The sequence below is a fragment of the Falsiroseomonas frigidaquae genome (genome assembly GCF_012163145.1).
GTDB classification, from domain to species: domain Bacteria; phylum Pseudomonadota; class Alphaproteobacteria; order Acetobacterales; family Acetobacteraceae; genus Falsiroseomonas; species Falsiroseomonas frigidaquae.
This window is the reverse complement of record NZ_JAAVTX010000007.1, coordinates 202990-219441: the sequence shown is the minus strand read 5'-3', so window position 1 is coordinate 219441 and position 16452 is coordinate 202990. Positions and strand designations below refer to the sequence as shown.

General features: G+C 71.2%; 19 protein-coding genes. 5 read left to right on the top strand and 14 right to left on the bottom strand.

Features of this window, described 5'->3' with window-relative positions:
• Window positions 1-24 precede the first annotated feature (24 nt).
• The gene (locus HB662_RS23720; protein ID WP_168053537.1) at window positions 25-1194 is read left to right on the top strand and encodes an iron-containing alcohol dehydrogenase; all 1170 of its coding nucleotides are present in this window, start codon (window positions 25-27) and stop codon (window positions 1192-1194) included.
• Here HB662_RS23720 and HB662_RS23715 read toward each other — a convergent pair.
• From HB662_RS23715 to secD, 4 genes are all read right to left on the bottom strand, one after another.
• A complete protein-coding gene (locus tag HB662_RS23715; RefSeq protein ID WP_168053536.1) occupies window positions 1182-2342 on the bottom strand; it encodes an EAL domain-containing protein in 1161 nt (386 codons plus the stop codon). The genes HB662_RS23720 and HB662_RS23715 overlap by 13 nt on opposite strands.
• 235 nt (window positions 2343-2577) lie before the next feature.
• On the bottom strand, window positions 2578-3537 hold the full coding sequence (locus tag HB662_RS23710; RefSeq protein WP_168053535.1) for a tripartite tricarboxylate transporter substrate-binding protein: 960 nt from the start codon (window positions 3535-3537) through the stop codon (window positions 2578-2580).
• A complete protein-coding gene (secF, locus tag HB662_RS23705; RefSeq protein WP_168053534.1) occupies window positions 3534-4493 on the bottom strand; it encodes a protein translocase subunit SecF in 960 nt (319 codons plus the stop codon). Before secF ends, HB662_RS23710 begins: the two co-directional genes overlap by 4 nt.
• A gap of 25 nt (window positions 4494-4518) precedes the next feature.
• A complete protein-coding gene (secD, locus tag HB662_RS23700; RefSeq protein WP_168053532.1) occupies window positions 4519-6102 on the bottom strand; it encodes a protein translocase subunit SecD in 1584 nt (527 codons plus the stop codon).
• Between the two features lie 153 nt (window positions 6103-6255).
• Here secD and HB662_RS23695 point away from each other — a divergent pair, with 153 nt between their 5' ends.
• On the top strand, window positions 6256-7197 hold the full coding sequence (locus HB662_RS23695; RefSeq protein ID WP_168053530.1) for a Gfo/Idh/MocA family protein: 942 nt from the start codon (window positions 6256-6258) through the stop codon (window positions 7195-7197).
• Window positions 7198-7209: 12 nt separating this feature from the next.
• On the opposite strand, the gene HB662_RS23690 is transcribed toward HB662_RS23695, so the two are convergent.
• Genes HB662_RS23690 through HB662_RS23675 form a run of 4 tightly spaced genes read right to left on the bottom strand, consistent with a single transcriptional unit; the run spans window position 7210 to window position 10263 of the window.
• The gene (locus tag HB662_RS23690) at window positions 7210-7626 is read right to left on the bottom strand and encodes a GNAT family N-acetyltransferase (protein ID WP_168053529.1); all 417 of its coding nucleotides are present in this window, start codon (window positions 7624-7626) and stop codon (window positions 7210-7212) included.
• Window positions 7623-8774, bottom strand: coding sequence for a lipid-A-disaccharide synthase (lpxB, locus tag HB662_RS23685; RefSeq protein ID WP_168053528.1), 1152 nt, complete (start codon window positions 8772-8774; stop codon window positions 7623-7625). The genes HB662_RS23690 and lpxB overlap by 4 nt, the downstream gene beginning before the upstream one ends.
• Window positions 8771-9670 carry a carbon-nitrogen hydrolase family protein gene (locus tag HB662_RS23680; protein ID WP_168053527.1) on the bottom strand — a complete coding sequence of 300 codons (900 nt, stop codon included), beginning with the start codon at window positions 9668-9670 and terminating at the stop codon, window positions 8771-8773. Before HB662_RS23680 ends, lpxB begins: the two co-directional genes overlap by 4 nt.
• Window positions 9667-10263: a GNAT family N-acetyltransferase gene (locus HB662_RS23675; RefSeq protein WP_168053526.1), complete on the bottom strand. Its 597-nt coding sequence runs from the start codon at window positions 10261-10263 to the stop codon at window positions 9667-9669. Before HB662_RS23675 ends, HB662_RS23680 begins: the two co-directional genes overlap by 4 nt.
• 45 nt (window positions 10264-10308) lie before the next feature.
• Here HB662_RS23675 and HB662_RS23670 point away from each other — a divergent pair, with 45 nt between their 5' ends.
• Entirely contained in the window at window positions 10309-10566 is a 258-nt protein-coding gene (locus HB662_RS23670; protein WP_342449576.1) for a SemiSWEET family sugar transporter, read from the top strand.
• A 39-nt stretch (window positions 10567-10605) separates the two neighbouring features.
• Here the strand turns inward: HB662_RS23670 and HB662_RS23665 are convergent, their stop codons facing one another.
• The 4 genes from HB662_RS23665 to hisI form a co-directional block, all read right to left on the bottom strand.
• The gene (locus HB662_RS23665) at window positions 10606-10938 is read right to left on the bottom strand and encodes an STAS domain-containing protein (RefSeq protein ID WP_168053525.1); all 333 of its coding nucleotides are present in this window, start codon (window positions 10936-10938) and stop codon (window positions 10606-10608) included.
• A 42-nt stretch (window positions 10939-10980) separates the two neighbouring features.
• A complete protein-coding gene (locus HB662_RS23660) occupies window positions 10981-11619 on the bottom strand; it encodes a GOLPH3/VPS74 family protein (RefSeq protein ID WP_280865499.1) in 639 nt (212 codons plus the stop codon).
• Window positions 11620-11740: 121 nt separating this feature from the next.
• Complete coding sequence (locus HB662_RS23655) at window positions 11741-12790, bottom strand: CobW family GTP-binding protein (protein WP_168053523.1); 1050 nt, start codon at window positions 12788-12790, stop codon at window positions 11741-11743.
• The gene (gene hisI, locus HB662_RS23650; RefSeq protein WP_168053522.1) at window positions 12787-13245 is read right to left on the bottom strand and encodes a phosphoribosyl-AMP cyclohydrolase; all 459 of its coding nucleotides are present in this window, start codon (window positions 13243-13245) and stop codon (window positions 12787-12789) included. The genes HB662_RS23655 and hisI overlap by 4 nt, the downstream gene beginning before the upstream one ends.
• A gap of 41 nt (window positions 13246-13286) precedes the next feature.
• Here hisI and HB662_RS23645 point away from each other — a divergent pair, with 41 nt between their 5' ends.
• Together HB662_RS23645 and HB662_RS23640 are read left to right on the top strand one after the other, a co-directional pair.
• Window positions 13287-13811, top strand: a complete 525-nt coding sequence (locus HB662_RS23645) for a Fur family transcriptional regulator (protein WP_168053521.1) — start codon at window positions 13287-13289, stop codon at window positions 13809-13811.
• A 209-nt stretch (window positions 13812-14020) separates the two neighbouring features.
• Entirely contained in the window at window positions 14021-14380 is a 360-nt protein-coding gene (locus HB662_RS23640) for a helix-turn-helix domain-containing protein (protein WP_168053520.1), read from the top strand.
• Between the two features lie 19 nt (window positions 14381-14399).
• On the opposite strand, the gene metC is transcribed toward HB662_RS23640, so the two are convergent.
• Entirely contained in the window at window positions 14400-15602 is a 1203-nt protein-coding gene (gene metC, locus HB662_RS23635) for a cystathionine beta-lyase (RefSeq protein WP_168053519.1), read from the bottom strand.
• Window positions 15602-16447 carry a sulfurtransferase gene (locus tag HB662_RS23630; protein WP_168053518.1) on the bottom strand — a complete coding sequence of 282 codons (846 nt, stop codon included), beginning with the start codon at window positions 16445-16447 and terminating at the stop codon, window positions 15602-15604. Before HB662_RS23630 ends, metC begins: the two co-directional genes overlap by 1 nt.
• Between the last annotated feature and the right edge of the window lie 5 nt (window positions 16448-16452).

Sequence of the window (16452 nt, the reverse complement as noted above, 5' to 3'; positions counted from 1 at the left end):
CACAACGCGAAGGGGAAGCGGACGATGATCATGTCACTGGTGGCACCGCGGCTGATGGTGATGGGCGGCGGCGCCGTGGCGAAGCTGGGGGAGGTGCTGAGCCAGCTCGGCCTGTCCCGGCCACTGGTCGTCACCGACCCCTTCATGGTGTCCTCCGGCCTGGTCGAGCAGGCCCTGGCGCCGCTGCGCGCGGCCGGCATGGCGCCGGTGGTCTTCTCGGAAACCGTCCCGGACCCGACGGATACCGTCATCGCCGCCGGCGTCACGGTGATGCAGGGCGGGGACTACGACTGCCTGGTGGGCTTCGGCGGCGGCAGCCCGATGGACACGGCCAAGGCCATGGCCATCCTCGCCGCCGCGCCGGCCGGCGCGAAGATGCGCGACTTCAAGGTGCCGGCCGCCGCGAACAAGGGCGCCGTGCCCATCATCTGCGTTCCCACCACCGCCGGCACCGGCAGCGAGGCGACGCGCTTCACCGTCATCACGGATACCGAGACGGATGAGAAGATGCTCATCGCCGGCCTTGGCGCCCTGCCGCTGGCCGCGGTCGTGGACCATGAGCTGACCTTCGGCCTGCCCCCGCGCATCACCGCCGATACCGGCATCGACAGCCTGACCCATGCGCTGGAGGCCTTCGTCTCCGCCAAGGCCAATCCGGTGTCGGACGACTATGCCCGCAGCGCCATGCGGCTGATCGCCCCCAACCTCCGCCGCGTCTGGGCCGACCCGAAAGACGCCGCGGCGCGGGAGGCGATGATGCGCGGCGCGACGCTGGCGGGCCTTGCCTTCAGCAATGCCAGCGTCGCCCTGGTGCATGGCATGAGCCGCCCGATCGGCGCGCATTTCCACGTGCCGCATGGCCTGTCCAACGCCATGCTGCTGCCGGCAGTGACCGCCTTCGGGCTGGAAGCCGCCCGCGCCCGCTACGCGGAAGCCGCGCGGGTGATGGGCGTCGCGAGCGAGGCGGAGGGGGACCAGGCCGCGGCGCAGCGGCTGGTGGAGGAGTTGCGCGCGCTGAACCGCGACCTCGACGTGCCGAGCCCGGCGAAATGGGGCATCGACGCCGCGAAATGGGACGGGTTGCTGCCGGTGATGGCGCGGCAGGCGCTGGCGTCCGGCAGTCCCGGCAACAATCCGCGCGTGCCGGACGAAGCCGAGATCATCGCCCTCTATCAGGCCAGCTACGGGTCCTGAGGCTCCGGTAGCTGAGGCTCCGGTAGCTGGGGCTCGGGTAGCTGGGGCTCCGGCATCGCGGCCGCACTCCAGGCCGCGATCCAGGCGGGCAGGGCGGCCGGGGGCAGCGGGCGGCCGACGCCGAAGCCCTGCGCCAGGTCGCAGCCGGCGGCGGCCACGGCGCGCCAGATATGCGTGTCGGTGACGCCTTCCGCGATCACCAGCATGTTGTTGCGGCGGGCATGGCGGACGATGCGTTCCACCTCCGCCCGCGCCCGGCGTTCCTCCGGCATCGCGATCACCAGCTTGCGGTCCAGCTTCACGCCGGCGAAGGGCAGGTCCAGCAGGCGGCGGCGGCCATCATCCAGCGCCAGGTCATCCAGCAGCACGCCGAACCCGGCCAGCCGCAGCCTGTGCAGGGCGCGGCGCAGCAGGGCGCGGTCGCGCACCTGGGTGCTTTCCGTCAACTCCAGCAGGATGTCGGCGGGGGAAAGCCCGACGCGCGCCGCCATCAGCCCGAGCCAGATCGGCAGATCCGGCTTCACCAGGTCCGACAGGGGGATGTTGAAGGAAAGGCGGATCCGGTGCCCGCCACGCTGCGCGGCGAGGTCCGTCATCGCCCGCTGCGCCACCGTGGCGGTCAGCTTCGCCGCCAGGCCGGCGCGTTCGGCCAGCGGGATGAAGGCGTTCGCGCCAAGCGCCACGCCGGGGCGTTCCCAGCGCGCCAGCGCCTCCACCATCACCGGCCGGCGATCCGTCAGGCGCACCATTGGCTGGAAGCGCACGGTGATCTCGCCCCGGTCCAGCCCGGCGGCCAGCGCCGCGGCATCGCTGGCCGGCAGCACCACGCCGGGCGCGACCATGGAGAGTGCCGCGGCCAGGCGTGCACCTTCCGCCGGCACCTGTCGCAGGCCGGCGGAGGGTGCCTCACCCGGGCGGGTGACGAAGATGATGTCGGTGCCGTTGAAGGGGTCCCGCGCCGCAGTGAGCAGGGCGCTGCTGCCGGCGCCGCTTTCCACCACCAGGTGGCTCGGCGCATTGCCGGGCCCGACCATATGGCTCAGCGCCTCGGCGGAGGTGGAGACCAGCACCGGCGGCGGCCCGGCCATCCGTCGAACGGCATCCCGTGTCGCGGCGATCACGTGCGGATCGCGCGCGAGCAGCAGCACCGTTCCAGGCTCGGAGAGAGCGCGCCTGCGGCGCCTCAACATGGTGTGCACGTCCTTCGATCGGGCCCCGCGGCCGGATTTGGCCCGGCATCGCCCTCGATTATCACCATTTCGTGATAAACAAAATCATCTGGATCTCATTCAGGGAAGTGTCGCGAGTCGAGGCGAACGAGCATGAGGCATGTTTCGGTCATGGTTGCGGCACCTGTGAACACAGTCACGTGTGCGGGCGGTATCACGCGCGGCGCGGCAGCCAGGGTTCCTCGGCCCAGCGCCGGCGCAGTTCGGCATCGGCCCGGCGCAACAGGCTGGTCCAGGATTCAGGGTCGCGAAACCGCGGGTTCTGGCCGTTGGCGGCGCATTGCTCGGCGAAATCCGGATCGGCCGCCACGGCTTCCAGCCCGCGCAGCAGCGCCGCCCGGAACGGCTCCGGGGCGGCGGGGTGCAGCGCGAAGCCGCGCTGCGCGGAGGCGATCAGATCCACCTCCTGCTCCTGCAACGTGGCCACATCCGGCAGCAGGGCGCTGCGGCTGGCCGCGGCGAGGCCAATGCCCCTGAGCCGGCCTTCCCGAAGCTGCGCGATGGCGTCCGGCAGGGGCAGCATCGTCGCGGCGACATGGCCGGACGCCGCAGCCTGCCGGGCCGCGGCCGCGGTGGGGAAGGCGAAGCGGGGCAGGTCCAGCCTGCCATCGAGGCGGGAGGCGGCGAAATGCGCCGCGCTGCCGGGGGCCGGCGTGCCGAGCGTGCCGCTGTCGCCGAGCGCGCGCAGCGCCGCCACATCCGGCGGCCCGCCCGGTTCACCGACCAGGATCATGCTTTCCTCCAGCACCGCGGCGAGGGGGGCGACCCGGTCGACGGGGAAGGGCTCCCCGGCCTCCACGGCGCGGGCCAGCAGCAGCGGGGCGGTAAAGACGCCGATCACCGGGCGCGCCGGATCGGCCGCCGCCAGCGCGGCGACGGACTCCAGCCCGCCGCGGCCGGGATGGTTGCGCACCGCGAGGGTCAGCCGCGGCACCGCGCGTTCCAGGAAGGGGGCGACGCCGCGCGCCCAGAGGTCCGCCTTCGATCCGGGCGCTGCGCCGACCAGAAGCTCCGCCCGGTTGCGCCGCGAAGCCAGGGCCGGTGCCGCCAGCCCAAGCGTTCCCGCAAGGCCAAGCCCCAGCACCCGTCGCCGAGGCAGCCCGGAGTAGGTCACGTCGCCGCGGCCTGGGCGGGTGCCGCGGCTTCCTTCGGCCGCAGCGACTTGGCGCCGGTGTAGAGCACCAGCGGCGCGGTGATGAAGATGGAGGAGGAAGTGGACAGGACGATGCCGAACAGCATGGTCCAGGCGAAGCCGGCCAGCGCATCGCCGCCGAACAGCGCCAGCGGCAGCGCCGAGAGGAACAGCGTGGCGGAGGTGCCGATGGAGCGGTTCAACGTCTCGTTGATCGACAGGTCGACCACGTCGCGCAGCGGCATCTGCTTGAACTTACGCAGGTTTTCGCGCATCCGGTCGAACACCACGACCTTGTCGTTCACCGAGAAGCCGACGATGGTCAGGATCGCCGCGATGGTCTGCAGGTTGAACTCGATCTGCGTCACCGCCAGGAAGCCCACGGTCTTCGTGGTGTCCAGGATCAGCGTGATGATGGCGGCGATGCCGAACTGCCATTCGAAGCGGAACCAGATGTAGATCAGCATCGCCAGCAGGCTGATGCCCAGCGCGATCATGCCGCCGCGGAACAGCTCGCCCGAGACGCGTTCGCCCACCGCCTCGACCCGCAGCACGCGGGTGCCGGGGCTGGCTTCCTCCAGCGCGGCCCGCACGGCGGCCACGGCGCGCTGGGTGCCGGCCTCGTCGCCCTGCACGGGCAGGCGGATCAGCACCGCATCCGGGGCGCCGAATTGCTGCAGGCCGACATCGCCGAGGTCGAGCGCGGAGGCCGCCGAACGCAGCCGGGCCAAGTCAGCCTGGCCCTCGGTACGGATCTCCATGACGATGCCGCCCTGGAAATCGATGCCGCGGGCAAGGCCGGGATAGATCGCCAGCACGACGGAGGCGATGGACAGGAAGGCGGACAGCATCAGCCCGGCGACGGCACCCTTCATGAAGGGGATGCGCGTGTCGTCGGGGACGATGCGGAACAGGGGGCGGGATAGGGCGCGAAACATCAGGATTGTCCTTGGACCGCCGGCATCAAACGGGAAGCGTCTGCGGGCGGCGGCGGCGATACCAGGTCGCCACCATCAGCCGCACCACCACCGTCGCCGTCCACATCTGCACCACGGTGCCCACCGCCACGGTCACGGCGAAGCCCTTGATCGGCCCGCTGCCGAAGCCATAGAGGCAGGCCATGGCGATCAGGTTGGTCAGGTTGCTGTCCATGATGGTGCCGGACGCCTTGGTGAAGCCGAGCTCCAGCGACGAGATCGGCGTTCGCCCGTTCCGTACCTCCTCCCGTATCCGTTCGTTGATCAGGATGTTGGCGTCGAGTGCGGTGCCCAGCGTCAGCACGATGCCGGCGATGCCGGGCAGGGTGAGCGTGGCGCCCATCACCGACAGCACGCCGATCATGATCACCAGATTGGCCAGCAGCGCGATATTCGCCAGCCAGCCGAAGAAGCCATAGGCGAAGCCCATGTAGAGGAACACGAAGCTGGCGCCGACGGCGAGGGAGATGATGCCGGCGCGAATCGCATCCGCACCCAGCTCCGGCCCGACCGTGCGTTCCTCCACCACCGTCAGCGGGGCGGGCAGGGCGCCGGCGCGCAGCAGCACCGACAGGTCGTTGGCGCCGCGCACGTCGAAGCTGCCGGAGATCTGACCCCGGCCGCCGGTGATCGGCTCCCGGATGTTGGGCGCGGTGATCACCCGTTCATCCAGCACGATGGCGAAGGGGCGGCCGACATTCTGCCGCGTGACATCGGCGAAGCGACGCGTGCCGATGGAATCGAAGGTGAAGTTCACTACCCATTGGCCGTTCTGGTCCTGGCCGGCGCGGGCGTCGGTCAGGTTGGCGCCATCCACCTCGACCCGGCGGCGCACCGCGTAGCGGTCCTGGAAGCGGTCGCCGGGCAGGAACATGGTCCCCGGTGGCGGCGTGGGCGCCTGCAGGTTCGCTGCCTCGTCCAACAGATGGAAGGTCATGCGGGCGGTGCGGCCCAGCAGGTCCTTGATGCGGGCGGGGTCTTCCACGCCGGGCAGCTGCACCAGGATGCGGTTGGTGCCCTGGCGTGCGATCAGCGCCTCCGCCACGCCGGTCTCATCGACGCGGCGGCGGACGATCTCCAGCGACTGTTCCACCGCATTGCCGGCCTTGGCGCGCAGCGCGACCTCGGTCAGCGTGGCGCTGACGAGGCCATCCGGCGCGGTGGTGACCTCGATGTCCGGCTGCTGGGAGCCAGCCCCGGCCGGCACCACGATGGCGGCTTCCCGCAGGATGCGGGCCATGTCCTCGGCCCGCGCCGGGTCGGAGACGCGGACCGAGACGCGGCGCTCGGCCGGCGTGGCGTTCAGGCCGGTGTAGAGGATGCGCGGATTGGCGGCGGCGGCGCCGCGGCGGGCGGTATCGACCAGCGCCTCCAGCCTCTCCCGCACCATGGCGGAGGTATCGACCTCGAGCAGCAGGTAGCTGCCGCCGCGGAGGTCCAGGCCAAGGCTGATCTGGCGCGCCCAATCCGGCAGCATGCTGCGCGGCATCAGGTTGGGGAGGGACACCAGGATGCCGAGGAGGCAGACGCCTATGATGGCGAACACCTTCCAGCGGGCGAAATACATCATGGAAGCAGCCAGACCCCGAATGGTGAAGAAGCGGCCTAATACCCCATGCGGGGGGCGATGCCACCGGGCCGGAAGATGCGGCGCGCCCCCCCCTGATGCAAGCCCGCGCGCGAAGCAGTATCACCCGGTGGCTTGAAGAGAGGGTTTTTCACGATGACGCTGCGGGTCGCGGTACTCGGTGCCGGGCATTTCGGGCGTTTCCACGCGCTGAAGGCCAGCCGGCCGGCCGAAGGGAATCCCCTGCGGCTGGTGGCGCTGCATGATGCCGACCCGGCCCGCGCCGCCAAGATCGCCGCCGAATGCGGCGTGCCCGCCCTGCCGGCGGCGGAGGCGATCGCGGCGGCCCAGGCGGTGATCGTCGCCGCCCCCACCCGGTTCCACGCTGCGCTCGGCCGCCAGGTGCTGGAGGCGGGGCGGCATCTGTTCATGGAAAAGCCGATCGCCGCGACGCTGGCGGAGGCGGAGGCGCTGGCCGATCTGGCGGCATCCCGCGGGCTGGTGCTGCAGGTGGGCCATATCGAGCGATTCTCCGCCGCCTTCCGCGCCGTGGTGGCGGCGCAGGAGGGCGCGCGCGCGGTGCATTGGGAGGCAGTGCGCGTGGCGCCGTTCCGGCCGCGCTCGCTGGATGTCTCGGTGGTGCTGGACCTGATGATCCACGACATCGACCTGGTGCTGAAGCTGGCCGGCGGCCCGCCCGAAACGGTGGAGGCGGTGGGCGCGCGGGTGATGTCGGAGCATGCCGATTTCGCCGTCGCCCGGCTGGGCTTTTCCGGCGGCAGGGCGGCCACCATCACCGCCTCCCGCGTCTCCCTCGCCATGGAGCGGCGGCTGCGGGTGCTGGGGAATGAGGGGGAGATGAGCGTGGACTTCCTCAACCGCAGCCTGGCGATGCTGCGGCGGGGCGGCGCGGAGCCGGTGCCCACCATGCCCGGCTACGGCACCGACCGCGCCGGCTGGACCGACCATGACAGCCTGGAAGCCGAGCAGGCCGGCTTCGCCCGTGCCTGCGCCGGGGATGGCCCGCCGGAAGTCGCCGCCGCGGAAGGCATCGCGGCGCTGCGCGTGGCGCTGGCGGTGGAGGCCGCGATCGGCTGACCGGGCTCCGCCTCAAAGAGCCCGGTGCAGCCGCAGGCCGGAGGCGGTGAAGCCGATGCCCTCATAGAAGGCATGGGCGCGCAGCCGCTGCTTGCCGGAGGTGAGCTCCAGCGCCGTGCAGCCGGCCGCGCGCGCCCAATCCGCCCCGGCCTCCACCAGCTTGCGGCCAACCCCGCCGCTGCGTGCGGTGGCATCCACCACCAGGGTCATGATGCGCGCCACCGGGCCGATATGCAGGATGGTGGCGCGGTGCAGGGCAATGACGCCGAGCAGGCTTTCGCCATCCGCGGCGACCAGCACCAGATCCTCCGGCGTCGCGGCGGCGAGCCGTGCCTGGAGATCGGCCTCCGTCACCTGGTAGCCGAGCTGGTCCAGCAGACGCCGCATCTGCGCCGCATCGCCGGGCGCCGGCGGGCGAACCGCGATCATGGCCGCAGGGTCCGCAGCACCACGGCGGCCGCGGCGGCACTCGGCAGACCCTCCGGCGGGCGCAGTTTCGACAGCATCTCGGCAAATCCCTCGCGTTGCGCGGCGGCCGGGGCAGGGTCCAGCAGCAGCCCGGCCAGGCCCTCCGCCAGCGCCTCCGGCGTCGCATCCTGCTGCAGGTATTCCGGCACCACGGCGCGGTCGGCCAGCAGGTTCACCAGGCTGGCGAAGGGCACGCGGACCAGGCGGCGGACGATGGCGGCGGTGACCGGGTTCACCTTGTAGGCCACCAGATGCGGCACGCCGGCCACCGCCATCTCCAGGGAGGATGTGCCCGACTTGATCAGCCCGGCGCCGTGGGCCCGCGCCGCGGCGAAGGCATCATGCTTCTCCGCCAGGTCGGTCACCAGGATGATGCGGCCCGGCCAGCCCTGGGTGCCGGTGCGCACCGCATCCGCCACCACCGCCGAGACCGGCAGCGCCACGGCGAGGTTCGGCACCCGCGGCGCCAGCAGGCGCAGCGCCTCGCCGAAGACCGGCAGCAGGCGCTTCACCTCCATCCGGCGGCTGCCCGGCATCACCACCAGCAAGGGCTGCTCCGGCGCCAGGCCATGCGTGGCGCGGAACCGGGCGCCATCGCCGGCATCGACGCCGGATTCCAGCACCGGGTGGCCGACGAAGCTGGCCTGCATCCCGGCAGCCTCGAAGATCACCGGCTCGAACGGCAGCAGGCACAATATGTGGTCCACCGCCGCCTTGATCTTGGCGACGCGGCCCGGCCGCCAGGCCCAGATCTGCGGCGCCACGTAATGCACCACGGGAATGCCAAGCGGCCGGATGCGCTGCGCCAGGCGCAGGGTGAAGCCCGGGCTGTCGATGGTCACCACCACGGCTGGCCGCCGCGCGGCGATATCCGCCACCGTCTGATCCAGGCGGCGGGACAGGCGCAGGATATTGGGCAGCACCTCGATCAGCCCCATCAGCGCCAGCTCGCGCATCGGGAACAGGCTGGGCATGCCCTGCTCGGCCAGGCGGTCGCCGCCGATGCCGGCGAATTCCAGCGCCGGGTCGCGGTCCCGCAGCGCCGCCAGCAGCCGGGCGCCGAGCACGTCGCCGGAGGCCTCGCCGGCGACCAGGTAGATCAGGGTCATGCGAAACTCGCTGGCTTCGGGGCGGGCAGCGGGCGGCGGGGCCAGTCGCGGTGGTTGCGGACGGCGCCGTTGGCGCGGACCTCCTCGACCAGCGTCGGGTCCAGCGTGGCGAACAGCCAGCCGGGCTGGTCCATGGCCCCGGCCGCGACCACGCCATCCTCCGGAAAGCCGCGATCCGGCGGGCCGAAGATGGCGGCCTGGCCGTGATTGTCATCGAGCGCCGCGGACCAGGGCGCTTGCCCCACCGTCGGCGTCACCGCGACGAAGCACTGGTTCTCCAGCGCCCGCGCGGCGGCGCCGATGCGCACGCGCGCATAGCCGCGCAGGCTGTCGGTGCAGGACGGCGCCAGCACCAGCCAGGCGCCCTGTTCCACCTGGGACCGCGCATGCTTCGGGAATTCGACGTCGTAGCAGATCGAAATGCCGATGCGGCCCCAGGGCGTATCGAACACCGCGGGCCCGGCGCCGGCCGAGACGCCCCAGCGTTCCGCCTCGAAGCGCGTCATCGCCGTCTTGTCCTGGAAGGCCATGCGGCCATCGGGCGCGATCAGCGGGGCGCGGTTGATGATGCGGCCATTCGCCGCCCGCATCGGCAGCGTGCCCGGCAGCAGCCAGACCCCGGCGCGCATCGCCGCCTGGCGCATGGAGGCCAGGATCGCCTCGGCATGCGCGACCATTGCAACCAGTTCCGCCGCCTCATCCGGCGCATCGGTGCCGGCCAGCGCGGCGCCGAGCTCGACGCAGGCGTATTCTGGCAGCACGCAGAGGTCCGCCCGGCCGCCTGCCTGGTCCAGCCAGCCTTCCAGCCGCGTGCCGAAGGCGGCGACGCCGGCAGGATTGCCGACCGGCCAGGCGAGCAGGCCGAGGCGCAGGGGGCGCGGCGGCGGGGGCGTCAAAGCGTCTTGGTCCAGAAGGCCAGATCATGCGGCGTTTCAGCCGCTTCGCCGATTTCCTTCCAGTTGAAGCTCACCACCAGATCCGGCCGCGGCGTGTAGCCCCGCTTGCGCCAGAAGGCATCCAGCGGCGTGTGGCCGGCCGGGCGGCGCGGATCGGCGGGGTCGCGCACCACCGCGCAGAAGGCAGCCTCGGGCAGCGACAGGCGCCGCGCATGCGCCTCGCGTTCCACGAAGAAGCGCACACCGGCGCCGCGGCCGCGGTATTCCGGCAGCAGCACCGATTCGCCGAAATAGCAGTAGCGTTCCGGGTCCAGCCCGGCGGCGCGGAAGCAGGCGGCGACGGGCGCGTGGCCCTGCACCATCGGCTCGCAGGTCGCGGCTCCCACCACGCGGTCGCCGTCCCGGCACACCACGATGGCCGCGCCGGGCGCCTCGGCATAGGCGCGCAGGTAGCCCTGCTCGTAGCCGCCATCGCCCTCGTACAGATAGGGCCACTCGCGGAACACCGCGATGCGCAGCGCCGCGAGGTCCGGCAGCAGCGGATGCAGCGCGCGGCCTGACAAAGTCTCGAAGGTGAGATGGATTTCCGCCATGGCGGGATGCATAGGGGCGCATCTCCCGGCAGGAAAGAGCTTCGCGTGGATACGGCGGTGGAGGCGGTCGGGTTGATTGCGGGGGCGCTGACCACGTCGGCCTTCGTGCCGCAGGCGTGGAAGACCTGGCGCACGCGCTCGGCGGGGGATTTCAGCCTGGCGCTGCTGGTGCTGCTCGTGGTCGGCAACACGCTGTGGCTCGGCTATGGGGTGATGAAGGGTTCGACCGGGCTGGTGGTGGCGAACCTGGTCACCGTGCCGCTGACGGCGGCAATTCTCTGTGTGAAGCTGCGCCGCGGCTAGGCGCGGCGTGCGCCCCGCATCCTGCGGGGCGCGCCGGCATCAGGCGAGCGCGCTGACGGCCGCGTCGCGGGTCGGGTGGATGGCGAGGATCTTGTCGAAGCCGCTGATCTCCAGCACCTCCCGCACCGGCGCCTGGGGGGAGGCGATGGCGAAGCTGCCGCCGATGGCCTTGGCCTGCTTGGCCGCCTTCAGCAGCACGCGCAGCCCGGCCGAGGAGACGTAGTGCACCTCCGCCAGGTCGGCCACCACCTTCGCACCGCCCTCGAGCAGCCCGATCAGCTTGGTCTCCGCCGCGGGGGCGGTGGCGGTGTCGAGGCGGCCCTTGAGAGCCGCCACCTTCACGCCCTGGTCGGTGCTTTCCGTGATGTCCATGAAGCCTGTCCTGTCCTCAGCTCGCCTGTGATCCGGGTGTCTTTAGACCATCGGCGCATAGCGCGCGATCTGCGCGTAGATTTCGCGGATGGCATCGGCGAGGGAGCGGTTCAACTCCTCAAGATCCGCCACCTGGTCGATGCGGCCCTGCACCCGGTCCAGCTCCTGCGTCGACAGGATGAGCGAGAACAGGCCACCGGCGCGGCACAGGCCGATCAGCATGGAATCGCGCGGATCGGGGATGTCGTCCTGGAACAGCACGCCCATGATGCGGGCCTTCACCTCCCGCTCCTCCTTGTCCGAGATCACCGGGTAGCGGCGTTCCGGGAACACCCAGAGGAAGCGGCCCTCGACGCGCTTCAGGATGCCCTTGTCCACCAGCCGCTCGAACAGCGCGTCGCGATAGGCATCGGCATCGGCAGCCAGCGTCTCGATCCAGTAGCGGCTGTCGCCGGCTTCCGGCGCCGCGACGATCTGCGCCAGCGCGCGGTCCATCAGCGGATCCCCGGTCGGCGCCGGGTTCACCACGTAGAGGCGGGTCGGATCGGTGTCGATCCGGCCAGCGAGCGCGAGTTCGGCGAGCACGGCACCGGCAATCGCGTAGTCGCCGGATGGCGCCGCGCGTTCCTGCAGCCGCCCGCTTTCATCATCGAGCATGAGGAGGAGGATTTCCTCCGGCATCGTCAACGGCATGGCGTCACACGGCTCCCTGGCCACAAGCCGGCGCGGTCGTCCCGGCGGCGCCAGGGAAGCGCGCGGCGTGGGTGGAGTCAACGTGAGCGGGCCGCCTCGCAGGTCTCGCTCAGCCCGCGCCCAGCGCCGCTTCGTCCCGCGCCGCGCGCAGGAAGGCATCGAGGCCGTTCCGCACCACGTCGGGCTCCAGTTGGCGCAGGATGAAGACGAGTCGCGACCGGCGCGGCGTCCCCTCTGGCCAGGCAGCGAGGCGGATCGGCGGGTGGAACAGGTGCTGCACGCCGTGGATCACCACCGGCCGGTCCTCACCCTGCAGGTCCAGCAGGCCCTTCACGCGCAGCACGGAGGCGCCGCGCGTCATCGCCAGCATCTCCAACCACCCGGCGAGGCCCGACCAGGGCAGCGGCTCGTCGAATTCGAGGCAGAGCGCCTGGATGCTCGAATCGTGCCGGTTGCGGTCGTGGTGGTGGTGATGATGTCCATGATGATGCCCATGGGGGGCGGCGGCGCCGATCCAGGTGGCGACCGCCGGCGCCTTGGCGGAGGTGTCGTAGGGACCGGCATCCAGCAGCCGCGCCGCCGGCACATCGCCGGCGATGGCAGCCAGGATCGGCGCGACGGGGTTCAGCGCCGCCAGCCGGTCCTGCAGCGCCGCCACCTGGGCGGGCGGCACGAGATCCGTCTTGGTCAGCACGATGCGGTCGGCCACGGCGGCCTGGCGCAGCGCCTCCGGCTGGGTGTCCAGCGTGGCCATGCCGGTCGCGGCATCCACCAGGGTCACCACGCCATCCAGCACGAAGCGGCGCGCCAGGCGCGGGTCGGCCATCAGCGTATGCAGGATGGGGGCGGGGTCGGCCAGGCCGGTGGTCTCCACCACCACCCGCGCCACCGCCTGGCCGACCAGCATGCGGTCCCACACGCCATCCAGCGCCGTCAGCAGGTCGCCGCGGATGGTGCAGCACAGGCAGCCGGCGTTCAGCAGCACCGTGTCGCCATCCAGGCGTTCCACCAGCAGGTGGTCCAGGCCGATCTCGCCGAATTCGTTGATCAGTACGGCGGTGTTCGCCATCTCCGGCTGCTTCAGCAGTGCGTTCAGCAGCGTGGTCTTCCCGGCGCCGAGGAAGCCCGTGAGGATGGTGACCGGGATCGGGCCGCTCATCCGTGGCTGTGCCCCTTATGCGCATCCCCGTACAGCGCGGCCGGGTCCATCAACGGGTCCGCGATCGTGGTGAGCGCGTCGTCGCGGATGGCGCGGTAGAAGCAGTTGCGGCGGCCGGTGTGGCAGGCGACGCCGAGCTGATCCACCAGCGCCAGCAGCGTGTCGCCATCGCAATCCAGCCGCAGCTCAACCAGGTGCTGCAACTGGCCGGAGGTCTCGCCCTTGCGCCAGAGCCCCTTCCGGGACCGGCTGTAGTAGCAGACGCGGCCGGTCGCGAGGGTTTCCGCCACCGCCTCCCGGTTCATCCAGGCCATCATCAGCACCTCCCCCGTATCATGCTGCTGCGCGATGCAGGCGACGAGGCCGGCCGCGTCGAAGCGCACCGCGGCCAGAAGATCCTCCCGGGCCGCGAGGGCGGGGGGGGCATAGGTGAGGGGGGAGGGTGTGTCGGTCATGCTGCGGCATTATATGGTGCAGTGCGGCTTGGGGAAACGAGATGGCGGAGAGCATGCGAGCGGATGCGGTTGCGGCACCCGACCCGGCGCTGGAAGCAGCGCTGGACCGGGCGGCGACGTCCTGCCTGCACCGCGGCGCGCAGCTGACCGAGTTGCGCCGCCAGGTGCTGCGGCTGGTGCTGCAGGCGGAACAGCCGATCGGTGCATACGCGCTGCTCGACCGGCTGCGCGGCGCGCGGCGCGGGGCAGCACCGCCTACGGTATACCGGGCGCTGGATTTCCTGCTTGGCCAGGGGCTGATCCACAAGGTGGAACGGCTGAACGCCTTCATCGGTTGCGACGAGGCGGGCCATGGCCACGCGCATGGGGAGGACCACCCGCACCAGTTCCTGATCTGCGGGAAATGCGGCGCCACGGCCGAGATTTGTGATCCTGCGACCTCCGCCGCCGTCGCCGCGGCCGCGGCCCGCCAGGGCTTCGTGCCGCACCGGACGACCGTGGAGGTGGAGGGTATCTGCGCCCGCTGCGCCAATGATGCGGCGCCGGGTGCCGCCGCCGCCGGCTGATCCGGCCCGCCCTGCGTTCCGGCCCGGCTTGAGGGCGCCCTGGCCCCTCGTTCCGGGCCTGGAGTAGTTACGCCGAAATCAAGGTTGGCCGAGCCACATCAACTATATGTCATTGCGAGAGTCGCTTCCCGCATGCTCGGATGCATCGCTGGTCAATCTACTAGACTTTAGAACGTTGCATCCGCCTTCCGGTCTGTCAGAAGCGCCCCATGAACGATGGTGTGGTCGTGCTCCAATCCCGGATTGCCGCGCTCCGGTTGCTCCGGGACCTGCGTGCTGTTGATGCCAAGGCTGGCGTCCGCAACAGCCGCATTGCCTTCGACGTGGCGATGCTGTTCTTCGAGGAAGCGATGACGCAGCCGCAGGCCGCGCTCTCGGTGGACCAGATCGCGGCGACCACGGGCTATAGCGGCCCGACCGTGCGGCTGGTGCTGAAGCGCCTGCTCGCGGGCGGCGTCGTTGCGCCGGCCCGGCGGCTGGGCAAGACGCAGCTCTACGCCATCACGCCGGTCGGCACCGATGGCTTCAACGGCTACATCACTGCCATACTGGACTTCCGGGCGCCCTGACGGGCGCCCGGTTCGCCGCTTACCGAGGCAGCAGCGCCAGCGCCTGTTCGAGGTCGGCGATGATGTCCGGAACCTCCTCCAGCCCGATATGAAGCCGCACCGCCTGGCCCGGCAGTTCCGGCGTCACGCGTCGCACCAGCATGCCGTTGGTCGGCAGCGCCAGGCATTCATAGCCGCCCCAGCTGGCGCCGATGCCGAACAGCTTCAGCCCGTCGACGAAGCGGAAGATGTCGGCTTCCGTGTAGCGCGGCTGGAACACGATGCCGAACAGCGAACAGCCGCCGTCGAAGTCGCGCTTCCAGATCTCGTGCCCCGGCGCGCCGGGCAGCGCCGGGTGGCGCACCTGCATCACCTCCGGCCGCTTCGCCAGCCAGGCGGCGACTTCCAGCGAGCTCTCCGTCTGGTGCTTGAGCCGCAGCGGCATGGTCCGCACGCCGCGCAGCGCCAGCCAGCAATCATCCGGGCTGGCGTAGTGCCCCATGGCGGAGGCGGTGTTGCGGATGATGTGGTGATGCACCTCGGACGCCACGGTGATGCTGCCGAGCAGGATGTCCGAATGCCCGCCGACATATTTCGTCAGCGCCTGGATGGACACGTCGCAGCCATGGGCGAAGGGCTGGAAGCTGTGGATGCCCCAGGTGTTGTCGATCATGCTGACGGCGCCATGGCGCTTCGCCACCGCGGTCAGTGCCGGCACGTCCTGCACCTCGAAGGTGTGGCTGCCGGGGCTTTCCAGGTAGAGGACCCTGGTGTTCGGCGTCCACAGCGCCTCCAGCCCCGCGGCATCGATGCAGGGGTCGTAGAACTGCGTCTCGATGCCCCATCCGGGCAGCACGTTCTCGGCCAGGTTGCGCCCCGGGCCATAGACGCTGTCCGGCATCAGGCAGCGATCGCCGGCCTTCAGCCAGGCCAGCAGCGGCACGGCGACGGCGGCCAGGCCGGTGCCGGTGATGGTGCAATGCGTGCCACCCTCGATCTCCGTCACCACGTCTTCCAGGGCGTAGTGGGTCGGGCCGCCCTGGGTGCCGTAGGTCATCACCCGGTTGTAGCGGTGCTTCGCATTCTCCCGCCGCGCCTCGCAGGATTGCGCGGTGACGGTGGAGCCGCGATGGACGGGCGGATTGACGAAGCCCAGCGCGCGGATCGGCGGCCGCGCGGCATGCGACATGCGGGTGGCGAAGCCGTGCTTCGGGTGGCCGGCGGGGTTGGCGTCGTCGGGCATCAGCTTGCGTCCTTCGGGGTTTCCGGGCGGCTCGCCCATTCGGTCCAGGATCCGTCATAGACGGCGGGCTCCGGCAGCCCGGCCCGCATGGCGCCCAGCGCCACGACGCAGGCGGTCACGCCGGTGCCGCAGGAGGTGACGATCGGGCGCGTGTCATCCGCGCCGCGCTCGGCGAACATCGCCTTCAGCGTCTCCGGGTCCTTCATCACGCCATCGGGGCCGACCAGATCGGCCGCCGGCAGGGATTGCGCGCCGGGCATGTGGCCGGAGGGCAGGCCCGGGCGGGGTTCGGCGGCCGTGCCGTCGAAGCGCGCCTTCGACCGCGCATCGAGGATCAGCGCCTCCCCACCACCCTGGCGGACGATGCGCTTGATGTCGCCGATGCCGGCCAGGCGGCGGGCGATCAGGTCCGCCACGAAGGTCGCGGCCGGGGCAGGGGGTGCGTCGCCGGTTTCCACCGGCCGGCCCTCGCGCTGCCATTTCGGCAGTCCGCCATCCAGCACCGCCGCATTCTCATGCCCGAACAGCCGCATCATCCACCAGCCGCGCGGCGAGGCGCGCAGCCCGTGCTGGTCGTAGAACACCACGCGGGTGGTGTTGGAGATGCCCAGCGCGCCGATCAGTTTTTCGAACCGCGCCGGCGTCGGGATCATGTGCGGCAGCGTGCTGTCGGGGTCGGCGATCTGGTCGATGTTGAACAGCCGGGCGCCCTTGATGTGGGCCTTCCGAAAACCGTCCGCGGCGTTGCCCTGCTCGGTCGGCAGGTAGGTGGTGCAATCCAGCACCACGAGGTCCGGCTTGCCGAGCTCGGCCGCCAGCCATTCGGTGGAAACCAGCAGGTCCATCTGTG

Excerpts from the sequence above, each read along its gene's own strand:
- HB662_RS23675 (WP_168053526.1), bottom strand. The coding sequence starts at position 10,263 with ATGGCGGAAATCCATCTCACCTTCGAGACTTTGTCAGGCCGCGCGCTG.
- lpxB (WP_168053528.1), bottom strand. The coding sequence starts at position 8,774 with ATGACCCTGATCTACCTGGTCGCCGGCGAGGCCTCCGGCGACGTGCTC.
- secD (WP_168053532.1), bottom strand. The coding sequence starts at position 6,102 with ATGATGTATTTCGCCCGCTGGAAGGTGTTCGCCATCATAGGCGTCTGC.
- HB662_RS23660 (WP_280865499.1), bottom strand. The coding sequence starts at position 11,619 with ATGCCGGAGGAAATCCTCCTCCTCATGCTCGATGATGAAAGCGGGCGG.
- HB662_RS23665 (WP_168053525.1), bottom strand. The coding sequence starts at position 10,938 with ATGGACATCACGGAAAGCACCGACCAGGGCGTGAAGGTGGCGGCTCTC.
- HB662_RS23720 (WP_168053537.1), top strand. The coding sequence starts at position 25 with ATGATCATGTCACTGGTGGCACCGCGGCTGATGGTGATGGGCGGCGGC.
- HB662_RS23645 (WP_168053521.1), top strand. The coding sequence starts at position 13,287 with ATGGCGGAGAGCATGCGAGCGGATGCGGTTGCGGCACCCGACCCGGCG.
- HB662_RS23695 (WP_168053530.1), top strand. The coding sequence starts at position 6,256 with ATGACGCTGCGGGTCGCGGTACTCGGTGCCGGGCATTTCGGGCGTTTC.
- secF (WP_168053534.1), bottom strand. The coding sequence starts at position 4,493 with ATGTTTCGCGCCCTATCCCGCCCCCTGTTCCGCATCGTCCCCGACGAC.
- HB662_RS23655 (WP_168053523.1), bottom strand. The coding sequence starts at position 12,790 with ATGAGCGGCCCGATCCCGGTCACCATCCTCACGGGCTTCCTCGGCGCC.
- metC (WP_168053519.1), bottom strand. The coding sequence starts at position 15,602 with ATGCCCGACGACGCCAACCCCGCCGGCCACCCGAAGCACGGCTTCGCC.
- HB662_RS23630 (WP_168053518.1), bottom strand. The coding sequence starts at position 16,447 with ATGGACCTGCTGGTTTCCACCGAATGGCTGGCGGCCGAGCTCGGCAAG.
- HB662_RS23690 (WP_168053529.1), bottom strand. The coding sequence starts at position 7,626 with ATGATCGCGGTTCGCCCGCCGGCGCCCGGCGATGCGGCGCAGATGCGG.
- HB662_RS23640 (WP_168053520.1), top strand. The coding sequence starts at position 14,021 with ATGAACGATGGTGTGGTCGTGCTCCAATCCCGGATTGCCGCGCTCCGG.
- hisI (WP_168053522.1), bottom strand. The coding sequence starts at position 13,245 with ATGACCGACACACCCTCCCCCCTCACCTATGCCCCCCCCGCCCTCGCG.